Source organism: Brevundimonas sp. GW821-FHT10A07 (genome assembly GCF_059415785.1).
On sequence record NZ_JBWKNX010000017.1, the window covers coordinates 1 to 15,257 of the forward strand.

Here is a 15,257-nt window from a genome sequence, read left to right on the forward strand (position 1 = left end):
GGGCGCCGGCCGCGCGCCCAGCCCCCTCCACCACCGCGCAAGAGGCGCGGCGGTCCCCCTCCCCCAAGGGGGGAGGATTGCGGGTCAGGAATCATATCCGCATCTCCAGGCCTTCGCCCGCCAGATAGGCCTTGAGGTCCGGGATGGCGATGGCGCCGGTGTGGAAGACGCTGGCGGCCAGGGCGCCGGAGACGTCCGACTGTTTGAACACATCCTTGAAATGCTCGGGCGCGCCGGCGCCGCCCGAGGCGATCAGGGGGATGGTCAGGCGCGCGCGGGCGGCGGACAGCTGTTCGATGTCGTAGCCGCGTCGAACCCCATCCTGGTCGATGCAGTTCAGCACGATCTCGCCGGCGCCCAGGCCCTGCGCCTCGTCCAGCCAGTCCAGGGTGCGTTTGCCGGCGCGGCGGCGCGCATCGGGATCGCCGGTGTATTTGTGGACCACCCATTCGCCGTCTTCCAGACGACTGTCGACGCCGACGACGACGCACTGCCCGCCCAGCCGCGCGGCCATTTCGGCGATCAGTTCGGGGCGTTCCAGGGCGGGGGAGTTGATCGACACCTTGTCCGCGCCGTGGTCCAGGCAGCGGGCGGCCTGTTCGACGCTGCGGATGCCGCCGGCGACGCAGAAGGGGATGTCCAGCAGCCGGGCGATGTCCTTGATCCAGCCATAGTCCAGGGTCCGGCCCTCGGGGCTGGCGGTGATGTCGTAGAAGACCAGTTCGTCGGCGCCCGCATCGCGGTATCGGGCGGCCAGCTCCGCCGCGTCGCCCATGTCGGTGTGACCCACGAACTTCACGCCCTTGACCACCCGGCCGTCCTTGACGTCCAGGCAGGGGATTATGCGCCGGGCGGTCATTGGACCGCCCTCCTGGCTGAAGACTGGGCCGTCATGCCGCCGTCGCTATGGCGTCGGGCAGGGTGAAGCGGTTCTCGTAAAGGGCGCGGCCGACGATGGCGCCGTTGCAGCCCAGCGACTTGACCGCCGCGATGTCGTCCAGCGACGAGACCCCGCCGGAAGCTTGCAGCACCAGATCCGGGCGACGGCGGCGGATTTCGGCCAGAAGCTCCAGATTGGGGCCGGTCATGGCGCCGTCACGGCCCACGTCGGTGACCAGCAGGTGTTTGAAGAGTCCCTTGGGATAGCGGTCGAGGGCGGTCCACAGATCGACGCCCGATGACTGGGTCCAGCCCTTCAGGGCGGGCACGGGCACGCCGTCCTCGATCTTGACGTCGAAGGCCAGGGTGATGTGCTCGGCGCCGAACCCCTTCAGCCAGGCGGCGACATCATTCGGCTGGGTCACCGCCAGCGAACCGACGACGACGCGTGAGACGCCCGAGTCCAGCAGTTTGGCGACGTCGTTGGCGCTGCGCACCCCGCCGCCGGACTGGATCTTGACGTCGATGGCCTTTGTCAGTTCGCCGATCAGGGCGTGCTGCACGGCTTCGCCGGCCTCTGCGCCGTCCAGATCGACGACGTGGATCCATTCCGCCCCCTCTGCGGCGAAGGCGCTCAGACGGGTGGCCGGCTGTTCGTCATAGCGGGTCACCTGGTCGAACTTGCCGTGCATCAGGCGCACGCAGACGCCGTCCTTCAGGTCGATGGCGGGATAGATCAGCATGATGGATCCTCGGGCAGGCCCAGGAAGTTCCTGAGGATGGTCGCGCCGGCCTCGGCCGAGCGTTCGGGGTGGAACTGGCAGCCCCAGCGGTTGGCGGCGCGGACCACGGCGGGCACCGGGCCGCCATAGTCGGCGCGGGCCAGGGTGGCGGGGCCGTCGGGACAGACATAGCCGTGGACGAAATAGGCGTAGGCGCCGTCGGCGACCCCCTCCAGCAGCGGATCGTCACGGTCGCGCGTCAGCCGGCTCCAGCCCATATGCGGCACAGGCAGGGCGCCCGCCGGCTCCAGCCGGGACACGGCGCCGGGGATGAAGCCCAGCAGATCGACGCCGTCGCCCTCCTGACTGGCTTCGAACAGCAACTGCTGGCCCAGGCAGACGCCTAGCAGGGGGCGGGGGAAGGCGCGGATCGGTTCGACCAGGCCCAGTTCGGACAGACGGCTCATGGCGTAACCGGCCGCGCCGACGCCGGGCAGGATGACCCGTTCGGCCTCGGCGATCACGGTGGGATCGTCGGTCAGGCGCACGGTCGCGCCCAGACGCTCGAGCGCGAACTGGACCGAGGCGACGTTGCCGGCGCCATAGGCGATGACGGCGACCTCGGTCACAACACCCCCTTGGTGGACGGCACCGCGTCGCCCTCGACCCGGATGGCCTGGCGCAGGGCGCGGCCGAAGGCCTTGTAGACGGCCTCGGTCTTGTGGTGGTCGTCCTGGCCCGTGACCGAGATGTGTACGGCGGCGCCCATGGCCTCGGCCAGGGAGCGGAAGACGTGGGCCGTCAGGTCGGTGCGATAGTCGCCGATGAAGGGGGTGTCGAACGTGCCCTCGAACAGCGGATAGGGACGGCCGGACAGGTCGATGGAGACGGTCGCATTGGCCTCGTCCATCGGCAGAACGAAGCCGTAGCGGGCGATGCCCTTGCGTTCGCCCAGCGCCTGTTTCAGCGCCTGGCCCAGGGCGATGGCGCTGTCCTCGATGGTGTGGTGGGGGTCGGTGTGCAGGTCGCCCTCGCACTGGAGGCGCAGGGAGAAGCCGCCGTGGGCCGCGATCTGCTCCAGCATGTGGTCGAAGAAGCCGACGCCGGTCTCGATCTTGATCGGGCCGGGGGCGTCCAGATCGACGGCGCAGACGATGCGGGTCTCCTTCGTGTCGCGCACGGCCTGGCCGACGCGGGCGGGGCGGCGTTTGGCGGGCGTCAGGCCGAAGGCCGCCAGCAGCCGGTCGTTGACCTCGGGCTTGATCGAGACCGGCAGGCGCAGGCGCTCGCCGGACAGGTCGGCCGCGACGCCATAGGTGGCCAAGGCGGCCAGGGCGGCGGCGGGGTCTTCGGGCCGGGCCATGACGATGGGGCCGACGCCGGGCTCGACCGGCATCTGGCGGCCCAGCTCGCGGGCGATCCGCTCGCGCTCGCGTCGGACCGAGGCGATGCGCTCGGCGGTCTCGATCATCCGCGACGGGTCCAGCGCCTGTTGCGCCAATCGCACCAGGGGTTCGGGCAGGGCGTAGGGCTCCAGCACCGAGGCGAGGCGGGCCAGGGTCGAGGCCTGGGCGATGGCGGCGCCGACGCGGGCGCCGGCCAGGCCATAGGCCAGGGACAGGCTGCGTAGCACGACCAGGTTCGGCTGATCGGCGACGACGGTGGCGGCCGAGACGCTGTCGGAGAACTCGATCAGGCCTTCGTCCACGACCAGCAGGGCGGGGGCGACGCGGGCGGCCATTTCGGCGACGGCCTCGGGCGAGCCGAGGGCGCGGATGACGACCACTGCGGGTTCACCCTTGGCCGGATAGATGGCGGCGAGACTGTTGTAGGGCTCGGCCTTGGGCGCCTCGACCGAGCCGCCGTCGCGGGCGGCGAGGCGATAGGCCAGCTCCAGCCCGTGGGTCAGGCCGCGCACCGGCAGAACCTGGTCGGCGGGCACGGCGTAGATCGCGGCCATGCGGGCGGCGAGGGCGGCAGGCTCGCCGGGATAGCGGTCCAGGCCTTCGCCGCCGGAGACCAGCGGGGGATAGGGGGCAGGCAGGGTCATTTGAAATCCTCCCCCGTTGGAGGAGGGGGACCGCCGCAGGCGGTGAAGGGGGCTGATCCGCGCCCGGTGTCTGGGGTTGGCCCCCTCCACCGCGAAGACGCGGTCCCCCTCCCCCAACGGGGGAGGAATGATGCGGACGCGTTCATCCTTCAGCCCTCAGGTCGGCGGCGCGGGCGTGGGCTTCGAGCCCCTCCATCCGGGCTAAGCGGGCGGCGATGGGGGCCAGGGCGCGGGCGCCGGCCTCGCTGACCAGCTGGACCGACATGGTGGTCATGAAGCTGGCGGTGGTGACGCCGCCCAGGGTGCGGGCGCCGCCGTCGGTCGGCAGGACGTGGCTGGGGCCGGCGGCGTAGTCGCCCAGGGTCTCGGCCGCGAACCGGCCGACGAAGACGGCGCCGGCGGCGTTGATGGACGGGACCAGGGCCTCGGGATCGTCCACCTGGATCGCCAGGTGTTCGGGGCCATAAAGGTTGGCGACCTCGCAGGCGGTGTCGAGATCGCGGACCAGGATGGCGCGGGCTTCGTTCAGCGAGGCGCGGGCGATGGCTTCGCGCGGCAGCGCAGCGACCTGAACCTCAACCTCCGACAGGATGTAGTCGATGGTGGCGCGGCTGGTGGAGACCAGGATGACCTGGGCGTCGGCGTCGTGTTCGGCCTGGCTCAGCAGGTCGGCGGCGGCGATCTCGGGCGCGGCGTCGCGGTCGACGATGACCATCAGTTCGGACGGGCCGGCGGGCATGTCGACGGCGGGGCCGCCGGGAAGGGCGGAGGCCTGTTTCTTGGCTTCGGCGACATAGGCGTTGCCGGGGCCGAACAGCTTGTCGCAGGCGGGGATGACGCCGTCCTCCAGTTCGACGCCGAAGGTCAGGCCGGCTATGGCCTGGGCGCCGCCCATCAGCCAGATGGCGTCCAGCTCGGCCTCGACGGCGGCCAGGATCATGGCGGGGTGGACGCCGCCGGATTTGTCGGGCGGGGTGACGGCGACGCGCTGGCCCACGCCGGCGACGCCGGCCGGAATGGCCAGCATCAGCAGGGACGAGAACAGGGGGGCGGTGCCGCCGGGGATGTAGAGGCCGGCCGAGGCGATGGGACGCCAGGCCAGTTTGGAGCGCACGCCGGGGGTGGTCTCGATGAAGGGGGTGTCCTCCGGCTTGGTCGCCTGGTGGAAGACGCGCACATTCTCGGCCGCCATGCGCAGGGCGCGCACGTCGCCGGGGGGCAGGGCGTTGCGGGCCTCGGCCACGGCCTCGGGCGTGATGGCGATACGGCGGGGCGGGGCCTTGTCCAGTTTCAGGCACCAGTCGGTGACGGCCGCGCCGCCGCGTGCGCGCACGTCGTCCAGGATAGTGCGGACCACGTCCGTGACGTCGCCGGCGGTGCGCTGGGCCGGGCGGGCGAGGGCCGATTTTTTCCCGGCGGCGTCGAGGGAAGACCAGTCGATCAGTTTCATCACATCATCTTCTCGATGGGCAGGACCAGGATGGCCGAGGCGCCGGCGGCCTTCAGCTTCTCCAGCGTCTCCCAGAAGACGGCCTCCTGGCAGACGGCGTGGACGGCGACCGCGTCGTCGCGACCCGACAGGGGCATGACGGTGGGCGAACCGGCGCCGGGCAGGATGGCGGTGATCTCATCCAGCGCCGAACGCGGGGCGTTCAGCATGACGTATTTGGCACCTTGCGAGGACACCACGCCGGACATCCGCTCGATGACGCTGTCCAGCAGGTGCTGCAGGCCGGGCTCGGGGGCGACGGGCGACTGGATCAGGACGGCCTGGCTTTCCAGCACCGTCTCCTTGGCGCCCAGGCCGTTGGCCTCCAGCGTCGCGCCGGTCGAGACCAGGTCGCAGATGGCGGCGGCCAGTTTCAGCCGGGGCGCGACCTCGACGGCGCCGCGCATGACGACGATCTCGGCCTTGACCCCCCGCTCGTCCAGGAAGCGGCGCAGGATCTTGGGATAGGAGGTGGCGATGCGCAGCCCGTCCAGCGAGGCCGGGCCGTCATAGGCCAGGGTCGGCGGGGTGGCGATCTTCAGGGTGCAGCGGCCGAAGCCAAGCGGCATGACGACAGACGCATTGGGGCCGCCGTTGCGGCCTTCCTCCAGCACGTTCTCGCCGACGATCCCCAGGTCGCAGACGCCGTCGGCCACGAAGGTGGGGATGTCGTCGTCGCGGACGCGCAGCAGGTCGATCGGATAGTTCTCGACCCGATAGAGCAGATCGTTGTGGCCCTTGACCCATTTCAGACCCGCGTCGCGGATCAGGTCGAGGCTGCGGTCGGCCAGACGGCCGGATTTCTGGACGGCGATGCGAAGCCGGCCCTGGGCGGTGCTCATGTTCGGATACTCAGTTCGTGTTCTTCAGGCGGTCCAGGGCGAGGCGGTAGCCCTGGTGCGGCATGTCTTTGAGATAACGGGCGACGCGGACGACGGTGGTGGGGCTGGCGTGGGCCTCGGCCGCGATCTCGCGATAGGATTTGCCGCCGGCGTCGAGCAGGCGCGCCACCTGCCAGCGCTCGGCGAAGGCGCGCAGTTCCGCCGGGGTGCAGAGGTCGGCGAGGAAGGCGTCGATCTCGGCGCGCGTCTGCATCGACAGCAGGGCGTCATGGAGGGCGTCGCGGGCGGGCGGGGTCGTCATGCGCGTTCCACTATGCTGTAACAGTGGAACGGTCAAGGGGTGTGAATCGTGAGTCGTGACTCGTGATTGGGCGCGCGCGGGCTCCAGTCACGATTCACGATTCACCATTCACGACTTACGCCCGCCCGCGCGCCGCTCTATCTGTCCGCCCATGACCAAGATCCTGATCATCGGCGCCGGGCACGCCGGCGGCTCCGTCGCGGCCTTTCTGCGGCAATACGGCCATGAAGGCCCCATCGTGCTGGTGGGCGAGGAGGATGCGCCGCCCTATCAGCGGCCGCCCCTGTCCAAGGCCTGGCTGAAGGGCGAGGCGGATCTGGAGGCGCTGCTGCTGCGGCCGCTGAGCTTCTATGAGGAGCAGGGGATCGCATTCCGGCCCTTGACCGTGGCAGTGTCGGTGGACCCGGAGGCGAAGTCGGTCGCCTTCCACGACGGTTCGAGCGAGGTCTATGACGTCCTGGTGCTGGCGACGGGATCGACGGCGCGGAAACTGCCTGTGCCGGGCGGGGATCATCCTGATCTGCTGGAGCTGCGGACGCTGAAGGACGCGGAACGGCTGAAGGCCGTGCTGGGACCGGGCAAGCGGTTGGCGGTGGTCGGCGGCGGCTATGTGGGGTTGGAGGCGGCGGCTTCGGCCCGGGCCCTGGGGGCCGAGGCGGTGGTGATCGAGCGGGCGCCGCGCGTACTGGCGCGGGTGGCGTCGGAGACCCTGTCGGCCTTTTTCACCGCTCAGCATCGGGCACACGGGGTCGAGATCATGACCGGGGCCGAGGTGGTCGCGGTGGCCCATGACGGCGTGACGCTGGCGGACGGATCGGTGGTGCAGGCGGATGCGGTGCTGGTCGGGGTCGGGGCGCTGGCGTGTGAAAGCCTGGCGCGGTCGGCGGGCCTGCGCTGCGACGACGGGGTGGTGGTGGACGATCAGGCGCGGACCAGCGACCCGGCCATCTTCGCCGTCGGCGACATGACGCGGCGGCCGATTCCGGTGCACGGCGGCGTCTCGCACCGGCTGGAGAGCGTGCCCAATGCGCTGGAACAGGCGAAACAGGCGGCGGCGGCCATCGTCGGGCGGCCGGGACCGGCGCCGGAGGTCCCGTGGTTCTGGTCCGATCAGTACGACTTCAAGCTTCAGATCGCCGGCCTGCCGTTCGATGCGGACCGTCAGGTGGTGCGGGGCGACCCGACGGCGGGGGGATTTGCGGTGTTCCACCTGAACGGCGACCGGGTGGTCTGTGTCGAGGCGGTCAATGCGCCGCCGGAGTTCATGGCCGGGAAACAGCTGATCGGGAAGGCGACGCCGGTGGATGTGGCGAAGCTGGCGGATCAGGCGGTGTCGATGAAGGCGGTGGGGGTCTGACACAGGCCTTCTCCCTCCCCCTGCGGGGGGAGAGGGCGGTCGCGGAGCGACCGGGTGGGGGCGGCCAAGCAAGGTCGCACTGGTTCTGCTTCGCGAGATATGTCCCGTGTCGCCCTGCCGCCCCCACCCGGCTTCGCCTTCGGCTCAGCCCCCCTCCCCCGCTGGGGGAGGGAGAGGCGCCCCGCCGCTTCGTCGTCGCCGCAGTGCAACAAAACTGTTGCGCTTTTCGTTGGGTAGCGATCAAGCTGCGAACTCAACGCGGCGGGGGCGAATGACGAGAGCTTTCGACGAAATGAACGGCGGCGGATCGGGGACGATCCGCGACAGCTACAAGACCCTGGCGGCCTGGCTGGAAAACGCCCCGCCGGATCTGCTGCAGGCGCGCTCGCGCCAGGCCGAGCTGTTCTTCCGCCGTATGGGCGTGACCTTCGCCGTCTATGGCGACGAGGAATCCAACGAGCGGCTGATCCCGTTCGATGTCGTCCCGCGCATCATCGGCGCCGACGAATGGGGCGGGCTGGAAAAGGGGCTGAAGCAGCGGGTCACCGCCATCAACGCCTTCCTGAAGGACATCTACGGGCCGCAGGACTGTATCCGCGCCGGGATCGTGCCCGCCGACCTGATCCTGACCAACCCGCACTATCGGCCCGAGATGCAGGGTCGCCGGCCGCCGGGCGACGTCTGGTGCCATATCGCCGGGGTCGATCTGGTCCGCACCGGCGAGGACGGCTTCTATGTGCTGGAGGACAATGTCCGCACGCCCTCGGGGGTCTCCTATATGCTGGAGAACCGCGAGATGATGATGCGGCTGTTCCCCGACCTGTTCGCCGAACATGCGGTGCGGCCGGTCGAGATCTATACCGACATGCTGCTGCGCTCGCTCCAGGCCTCGGCGCCGTCGGGGGCGGGCGAGGATCCGACCATCGTGGTGCTGACGCCGGGCCCGTTCAACTCGGCCTATTACGAGCACAGTTTCCTGGCCGACAAGCTGGGGGTGGAGCTGGTCGAGGGCGGGGATCTCTTCGTCAATGACGACACCGTCTATATGCGCACGACCGAGGGTCCCAAGCGGGTCGACGTCATCTATCGCCGCATCGACGACGACTTCATCGACCCCCTGACCTTCATGCCGGACTCGGCGGTCGGGGTGCCGGGGCTGATGTCGGCCTATTTCGCCGGTCGTGTGACCCTGGCCAATGCGGTCGGGACGGGGGTGGCCGACGACAAGGCCGTCTATACCTATATGCCCGAGATCATCCGCTTCTTCACCGGCGAGGACGCCATCCTGAAGAATGTGCCGACCTGGCGCTGCCGCGAGGCGGACGCGCTGAAAGAGGTGCTGGGCAGGCTGGACGAGCTGGTCGTCAAGGAAGTCGGCGGATCGGGCGGTTACGGCATGCTGGTGGGGCCGACCTCGACCAAGGCCGAGATCGAGGCCTTCCGGGCCAAGCTGATCGCCGATCCCGACGACTTCATCGCCCAGCCGACGCTGAGCCTGTCGACGGCCCCGACCCTGAACGGCGGCGCCCTGTCGCCGCGGCACGTCGATCTGCGGCCGTTCGTCCTGTCCAGTCCGGCGGGGGTGAGGGTCGCGCCCGGCGGTCTGACGCGGGTGGCGCTGAAGGAGGGGTCGCTGGTGGTCAACTCCAGCCAGGGCGGCGGAACCAAGGACACCTGGGTGCTGGATGTTTAAGCGGACGAAAATCCTCCCCCGTCGGGGGAGGAATAGATGCTCTCTCGCACCGCAGACAGCCTGTACTGGACCGGCCGCTATATGGAGCGGGCGGACTTTCTCGCGCGCATCCTGGAGGCGGCGATCCGCCTGGCCGCCCTGCCGGCCAAGGACCAGGCCACGGTCACGGCCTGGGCGGGCGCCATCGCCTCGTCGGGGGTCAAGAGCGGGTTCGACGCTTCGGGCCGAATGATCTCGGAAAAGTCGGTCCGGGAATATCTGGCCTTCGGCTACGACAATTCGACCTCGATCAAGGCCTGCATCACCAAGGCGCGGACCAACGCCCGTTCGGTGCGAACCGCCCTGACCATCGAGCTGTGGGAGGCGATCAACGGGGCCTGGAACGGGCTGAACGAACTGGGCGAGCCGACCAAGCGGGATGATTTCACCAACTTCCTCGACTTCGTGAAGTCGACGTCGCTGGCGGTGGAAGGGGCCTCGTCGCGGACCATGTTGCGCAACGACGCCTACTGGTTCCTGCGGCTGGGCATGGCGATCGAGCGGGCCGACAACACCGCCCGCCTGCTGGACGTGAAATACCATCTGCTGCTGCCGCCCGGCGAACGGGTGGGCGGACAGCTGGACTATTTCCAGTGGACCACTCTGCTGCGCGAGGTCTCGGCCCTGACCGCCTATCGCTGGGTCTACCGCGAGAGCGTGCGCCCCTGGCTGGTGGCGGACCTGCTGGTGCTGAACCGGCAGATGCCGCGCTCGCTGGCCAGCTGCCAGGGAATGATCGTCAGCTATCTGGAGAAGCTGGCCACCGATTACGGCCGGCGTGGACCGGCCCAGCGGCTGGCGTCCAACCGTCTGACCCAGTTCAACGAGGCCAAGATCGAGGATATCTTCCAGTCGGGCCTGCACGAATACATCCAGGGTTTCCTGAACCAGAACAACGCCCTGGCCGCCGCCATCCACGAACAGTATCTGGTCTGACCATGCGGATACGGATCGACCACTCCACCCGCTACGCCTACGCCCGGCCGGCGCGGTTCATCGTGCAGATGCTGCGGCTGACGCCCCGGTCCTGCGAGAGCCAGCAGGTGCGCGAATGGCGCATCGAGACCGACGTGGATGCGCGGCTGCGACGCAGCGAGGACGCCTTCGGCAATATCGTTCACAGCCTCTATACCGAGCGCCCGACCGACGCCCTGACCATCCGGGTGACGGGCGAGGTTTCGACCATGGACACCGGCGGGGTGATCCGGGGCCAGAACGAGCGGCTGCAGCCCGGCGTCTATCTGCGCGACACCCGCCTGACCGAGGCGGACGCGGCCCTGGTCGATTTCGCCAGGGAGATCGGCGAGGGCGCGCCGCTGGAGCGGATGCACCGGCTGATGGGGGCGATCCACGGCGGGGTGGCCTTCGAGGTCGGCGCCACGTCTGCGACCCATACGGCGGCGGAGGCCTTCGCCATCCGGCGCGGGGTCTGCCAGGACCACGCGCAGATCTTCATCGCCTGCGCCCGGACGCTGGGCGTGCCGGCCCGCTATGTCTCGGGCCATCTGAACCGCTCGGACGGACAGCATGACCAGGACGCCGCCCACGCCTGGGCCGAGGCCTGGATAGAGGGGCTGGGCTGGGTCGGGTTCGATGCGGCCAACGGAATCTGTCCGACCGACAACTATGTCCGCATCGCCACGGGCCTGGACGCCCTGGGCGCGACGCCGATCCGGGGCACCAGCTACGGCGGCGGGATCGGGACGCTGACGGTCGCCCTGCATGTGCGGCCTGTGCAACAGAGTCAGCAGCAACATCAATCCAGGGGATGGTCGTGATCGCCATGGCCGGGGAATCTGCTAGCGTCGAACGATTCGCGGAACCGGGAGCGGATAGAGCGAAGTGACCTATTGCGTGGGCATGCTGGTGGACGAGGGGTTGGCGATGATCGCCGACACCCGCACCAATGCGGGCGTGGACAACATCTCGTCCTATCGCAAGCTGCATATCTTCAAGACCACCGGCGAGCGGATCCTGGCGGTGGCGACGGCCGGGAATCTGTCGGTCACCCAGACGGCCCTGGCCATGGTGGCGGAGGGGGTGAAACTGCCCGACTCGACCGCGCTGGAGACGCTGGAGACCGCCCCGACCCTGTTCCGCGCCGCCCAGATCCTGGGTCATGCCCTGGCCATGGTGCGGGCCACCATCAACACGCCCGCCTCGCCGACCGCCGACGCCCTGAACGTCAACGCCTCCATGCTGCTGGGCGGCCAGATCGCCGGCGGAAAAATGGGTCTGTATCTGATCTACGGGCAGGGCAACTTCATCGAATGCGGGCCGGACACCCCCTATCTGCAGATCGGTGAGCTGAAGTACGGCAAGCCGATCCTGGATCGCGCGCTGCACAATTCCACCCCCCTGTCCGAGGCGGTCAAACTGGGGCTGATCTCGTTCGATTCGACGATTCGCTCGAACATCGCCGTGGGGCCGCCGCTGGACCTGATCGTCATTCCCCGCGACCACCTGACGGGGATGGAGCGCCGGATCGACGTCGACGATCCCTATTTCCGCGACCTGGGCCGGCGCTGGTCGGAAGCCCTGGCCTCGGCCCACAAGGCCATGCCCGATCCCACCTGGCTGGACCTGGACCTGTCGCCGCCGATGCGGAACATGAGCATCGTCATCTGAGCCAGGGGCGGTCCCGCCGCCGTCTCAGGCCGTCTAGCGAAGGGCGGGCGACCACCGCCACAGCGCGCCCCCGTCAAGGCAACCGTGCGTCTGCGATTAAGTCGCAATTCCTCTTGTGCGAACTTGTTAAGCTGGCTATTGCGACCGCATCGCAAAATCAGGCCAAAAGGTCGCCTCAATATGTCCGAGTCCCGCGCCGCCGCGCTCCGATCGCTTCTGTTCGCCTCCAGCGCCGCCGGCATGCTGGTCGCCGCGCCGGCCCTGGCCGCCGATGTAACGTCCGAGGGCGGCGTGATCGTCACCGCCGATCAGCAACAGCAGCCGGCCAATCTCGGCACGATCGACGTCAACGGCCAACTGAAGAAGCGTCAGCCGGAAAGCCCCGAGTTCGTGGCGCCCCTGCTGGACACGCCCCGCTCGGTGACGATCATCCCGGAGCAGGTCATCACCCAGACGGCGGCGACCTCGCTGGAAGACCTGCTGCGCAACTCGCCCGGCATCACCTTCGGCGCGGGCGAAGGCGGCCAGCCGCTGGCCGACCGGCCCTTCATCCGGGGCCAGTCGTCGGGCAACAACATCTTCGTCGACGGCGTGCGCGACGCGGGCGGCCAGCAGCGCGAGGTCTTCGACCTGGAGCAGGTCGAGGTCATCAAGGGCGCCGATTCCGTCTATTCGGGTCGCGGCTCGGGCGGCGGCAGCATCAACCTCAGCTCCAAGCAGCCGCGCCTGGCCGACGCCGTCAGCGCCAGCCTCGGCGCCGGCACGGACAGCTATTACCGCGCCACCGTGGACGGCAACTGGCGCCTGAACGACACCAGCGCGTTCCGTCTGAACCTGATGGCGACCGAGGGCGATGTTCCGGGCCGGAACGCGGTGGACTTCGAGAAGTACGGCCTGGCCATGGCCCTGGGCGTCGGCCTGGGAACCGACACCTCGGCCACGATCAACTACTACCACCTGACCGCCGACTCGATGCCGGACTACGGGATTCCGCTGGACCGAAAGCTGGACAACAACTGGGCGATCAAGACGACGGACAGCCGGATCCTGAACGTGCCCTACGACACCTTCTACGGCCTGAAGGCGCGCGACTACATGCGCAACGAGGTCGACAGCGTGACGGTCAAGCTGGAGCACAAGTTCAGCGACACCCTGACCCTGCGCAACCTGACCCGCTATTCCGAAACGCTGAACGACTATGTGCTGACCAATCCGGGCGACGGCGGCACGGCGGTTCTGGTCGGCGACACCTGGTGGATGAAGCGGGGTCTGAAGTCGCGCTGGAACCCGGCCGAGACCTTCGCCAATGTCACTGACCTGTACGGCAGTTTCACCACGGGCGGGCTGAAGCATGATTTCGACCTGGGCGTGGAATATTCGCGCGAGATCAACCGCAACGCCTCCTACACCGTCACCACCACCAGCGGCTCGGCCTGTCCGACCGGCCTGACCGGCTTCGACTGCACGCCGGTCTATGATCCCAATCCGAACGATCCGTGGACCGGCTCGATCGCGCGCGGAGCCGAAACCCACTCCAACACCACCAGCTGGGGCGTCTATGGCGCCGACTCCATCGCCTTTGGGCCGAAGTGGTTGCTGAACCTGGGCCTGCGCTACGACCGTTACGAGACCGAAGGCACGTCCATCGCCCGCGGCGCCGCCACGCCGACCTTCCACGAGGGCGAGTGGGACTTCGTCAACTATCAGGTCGGCCTAGTGTACAAGCCCACCTCCAACACCAGCGTCTATGCGTCCTACGCCACCTCCTCGACGCCGCCCACCGTGTCCGGCGGCGACCAGAACGGCGCGAGCGGCGGCGAGGGCAGCGGCAATCTGTCGGGCCAGCTCCTCGATCCGGAAGACACCGAGAACTATGAGATCGGCGCCAAGGCCGAACTGTTCGGCCAGCGGCTGACCCTCAGCGGCGCCCTGTTCCAGACGACGCGCAAGAACGCGCAAGTGCTGGTCGACACCGACCGGTACGCTCAGGTCGGCGAGGTCAAGGTCGAAGGGCTGGAGCTCGGCTTCTCGGGCAGCGTCACGCCGGCCTGGACCGTGTTCGGCGGCTATACCTATATGGACTCCGAGCTGGTTCGGGGCGCCGTCACCATCGTGAACGGCGCGCCTGTTCCGAGCGCCTTCGAAGGCGATCCGCTGGCCAATACGCCCAAGAACAGCTTCAGCCTGTTCACCACCTATCGCGTCCTGCCCAAGCTGAGCCTGGGCGGCGGGGTCTATTATGTGGACGACCGGTTCGGCGGAAACCAGGGCGGGGCCGGCGGGGGTTCGGCCGCCGTCTATGCGCCCAGCTACACCCGCCTGGACCTGTTCGCCTCCTATGACGTGACCGATCGCGCCAGCCTGCAGCTGAACGTCAAGAACGCCACGGATGAGGAATACATCATGCGGACCAACGGGGTTCACCATGCCGACCCCGCTCCGGGGCGGCAGGCGATCCTGGCGCTGAACCTGCGCTTCTAAAGGCCACGATCACCGGCCTATATCTGGCGGCCCCGTCCTTCCGGCGGGGCCGTCTTTTCTTTTCGAGCGAGACCCGACCGTGCTGCTCCAGATCCCCGAAGTCTTTTCCAAGGCCGAAGTGAAGGTCCTGCGCGAGCGGCTGGACGCCGGCCCCTGGGCCGACGGCAATATGACTTCGGGCCACCAGTCGGCGACGGCGAAGCGGAACCAGCAACTGCCGGAAGACTCGGACGTGGCGAAGGAGGTCTCGGCCCTGATCGTCCAGGCGCTGAACGCCAATCCGATGTTTGTGGCCGCCGCCCTGCCGCACACGATCTTTCCGCCCCTGTTCAACCGCTATGAGGGCGGCGGCGAGTTCGGGCTGCACGTGGACAACGCCATCCGCCAACAGCGCGGCGGTGGTTCGATCCGGATCCGCAGCGACCTGTCGGCGACCCTGTTCCTGTCCGAACCCGAGGACTACGACGGCGGGGAGCTGATCATCGAGGAGATGTACGGCCCGCAGTCGGTCAAGCTGCCGGCCGGGGATCTGGTGCTGTATCCGTCCAAGAGCCTGCACAAGGTCATGCCGGTGACGCGCGGGGCGCGGGTCTCGTCCTTCATGTGGATGCAGAGCCTGATCCGCGACGACGGCGACCGCGAGATGCTGTTCCGGCTGGACGTCGCGACCCAGCGCGTGGCGAGCGAGAAGGGACCGAAGGATCAGGCGGTGATCGAGCTGACCGGGGTTTATCACAACCTGCTGCGGCGCTGGTCCGAGGTTTGACGCCGCCTTC

The 15,257-nt window shown here is 68.7% G+C and carries 14 protein-coding genes; 7 read left to right on the forward strand and 7 right to left on the reverse strand.

Features of this window, described 5'->3' with window-relative positions; translation table 11 throughout:
* Window positions 1–91: 91 nt before the first annotated feature.
* The 7 genes from hisF to AC07NC_RS13740 all read right to left on the reverse strand — a co-directional run bounded on the left by hisF (window position 92) and on the right by AC07NC_RS13740 (window position 6,283).
* Entirely contained in the window at window positions 92–859 is a 768-nt protein-coding gene (gene hisF / locus AC07NC_RS13710; protein ID WP_494569899.1) for an imidazole glycerol phosphate synthase subunit HisF, read from the reverse strand.
* 31 nt (window positions 860–890) lie between these two features.
* Window positions 891–1,622, reverse strand: coding sequence for a 1-(5-phosphoribosyl)-5-[(5-phosphoribosylamino)methylideneamino]imidazole-4-carboxamide isomerase (hisA, locus tag AC07NC_RS13715; RefSeq protein WP_154726402.1), 732 nt, complete (start codon window positions 1,620–1,622; stop codon window positions 891–893).
* A complete protein-coding gene (hisH, locus tag AC07NC_RS13720) occupies window positions 1,616–2,230 on the reverse strand; it encodes an imidazole glycerol phosphate synthase subunit HisH (RefSeq protein WP_494569900.1) in 615 nt (204 codons plus the stop codon). The genes hisA and hisH overlap by 7 nt, the downstream gene beginning before the upstream one ends.
* On the reverse strand, window positions 2,227–3,651 hold the full coding sequence (gene hisB / locus AC07NC_RS13725; protein ID WP_494569901.1) for an imidazoleglycerol-phosphate dehydratase HisB: 1,425 nt from the start codon (window positions 3,649–3,651) through the stop codon (window positions 2,227–2,229). Before hisB ends, hisH begins: the two co-directional genes overlap by 4 nt.
* Before the next feature lie 142 nt (window positions 3,652–3,793).
* Complete coding sequence (hisD, locus tag AC07NC_RS13730) at window positions 3,794–5,101, reverse strand: histidinol dehydrogenase (RefSeq protein ID WP_494569902.1); 1,308 nt, start codon at window positions 5,099–5,101, stop codon at window positions 3,794–3,796.
* Window positions 5,101–5,982 (reverse strand): ATP phosphoribosyltransferase, encoded by an 882-nt coding sequence (gene hisG, locus AC07NC_RS13735; RefSeq protein ID WP_494569903.1) that lies wholly within the window; start codon window positions 5,980–5,982, stop codon window positions 5,101–5,103. Before hisG ends, hisD begins: the two co-directional genes overlap by 1 nt.
* A gap of 10 nt (window positions 5,983–5,992) precedes the next feature.
* A complete protein-coding gene (locus tag AC07NC_RS13740; RefSeq protein ID WP_492072581.1) occupies window positions 5,993–6,283 on the reverse strand; it encodes a YerC/YecD family TrpR-related protein in 291 nt (96 codons plus the stop codon).
* Between the two features lie 151 nt (window positions 6,284–6,434).
* Between AC07NC_RS13740 and AC07NC_RS13745 the strand changes: the two genes are divergently transcribed.
* From AC07NC_RS13745 to AC07NC_RS13775, 7 genes are all read left to right on the forward strand, one after another.
* A complete protein-coding gene (locus tag AC07NC_RS13745; RefSeq protein WP_494569904.1) occupies window positions 6,435–7,640 on the forward strand; it encodes an NAD(P)/FAD-dependent oxidoreductase in 1,206 nt (401 codons plus the stop codon).
* Between the two features lie 271 nt (window positions 7,641–7,911).
* Window positions 7,912–9,333, forward strand: a complete 1,422-nt coding sequence (locus AC07NC_RS13750; protein WP_426025472.1) for a circularly permuted type 2 ATP-grasp protein — start codon at window positions 7,912–7,914, stop codon at window positions 9,331–9,333.
* Between the two features lie 36 nt (window positions 9,334–9,369).
* Entirely contained in the window at window positions 9,370–10,308 is a 939-nt protein-coding gene (locus AC07NC_RS13755; protein WP_494569905.1) for an alpha-E domain-containing protein, read from the forward strand.
* Between the two features lie 2 nt (window positions 10,309–10,310).
* Window positions 10,311–11,150 (forward strand): transglutaminase family protein, encoded by an 840-nt coding sequence (locus AC07NC_RS13760; protein WP_292150143.1) that lies wholly within the window; start codon window positions 10,311–10,313, stop codon window positions 11,148–11,150.
* 64 nt (window positions 11,151–11,214) lie between these two features.
* Window positions 11,215–12,000, forward strand: coding sequence for a proteasome-type protease (locus AC07NC_RS13765; protein WP_154725632.1), 786 nt, complete (start codon window positions 11,215–11,217; stop codon window positions 11,998–12,000).
* A gap of 180 nt (window positions 12,001–12,180) precedes the next feature.
* Window positions 12,181–14,481, forward strand: coding sequence for a TonB-dependent receptor (locus AC07NC_RS13770; protein WP_494569906.1), 2,301 nt, complete (start codon window positions 12,181–12,183; stop codon window positions 14,479–14,481).
* A gap of 79 nt (window positions 14,482–14,560) precedes the next feature.
* Complete coding sequence (locus AC07NC_RS13775; RefSeq protein WP_494569907.1) at window positions 14,561–15,247, forward strand: Fe2+-dependent dioxygenase; 687 nt, start codon at window positions 14,561–14,563, stop codon at window positions 15,245–15,247.
* Window positions 15,248–15,257 lie beyond the last annotated feature (10 nt).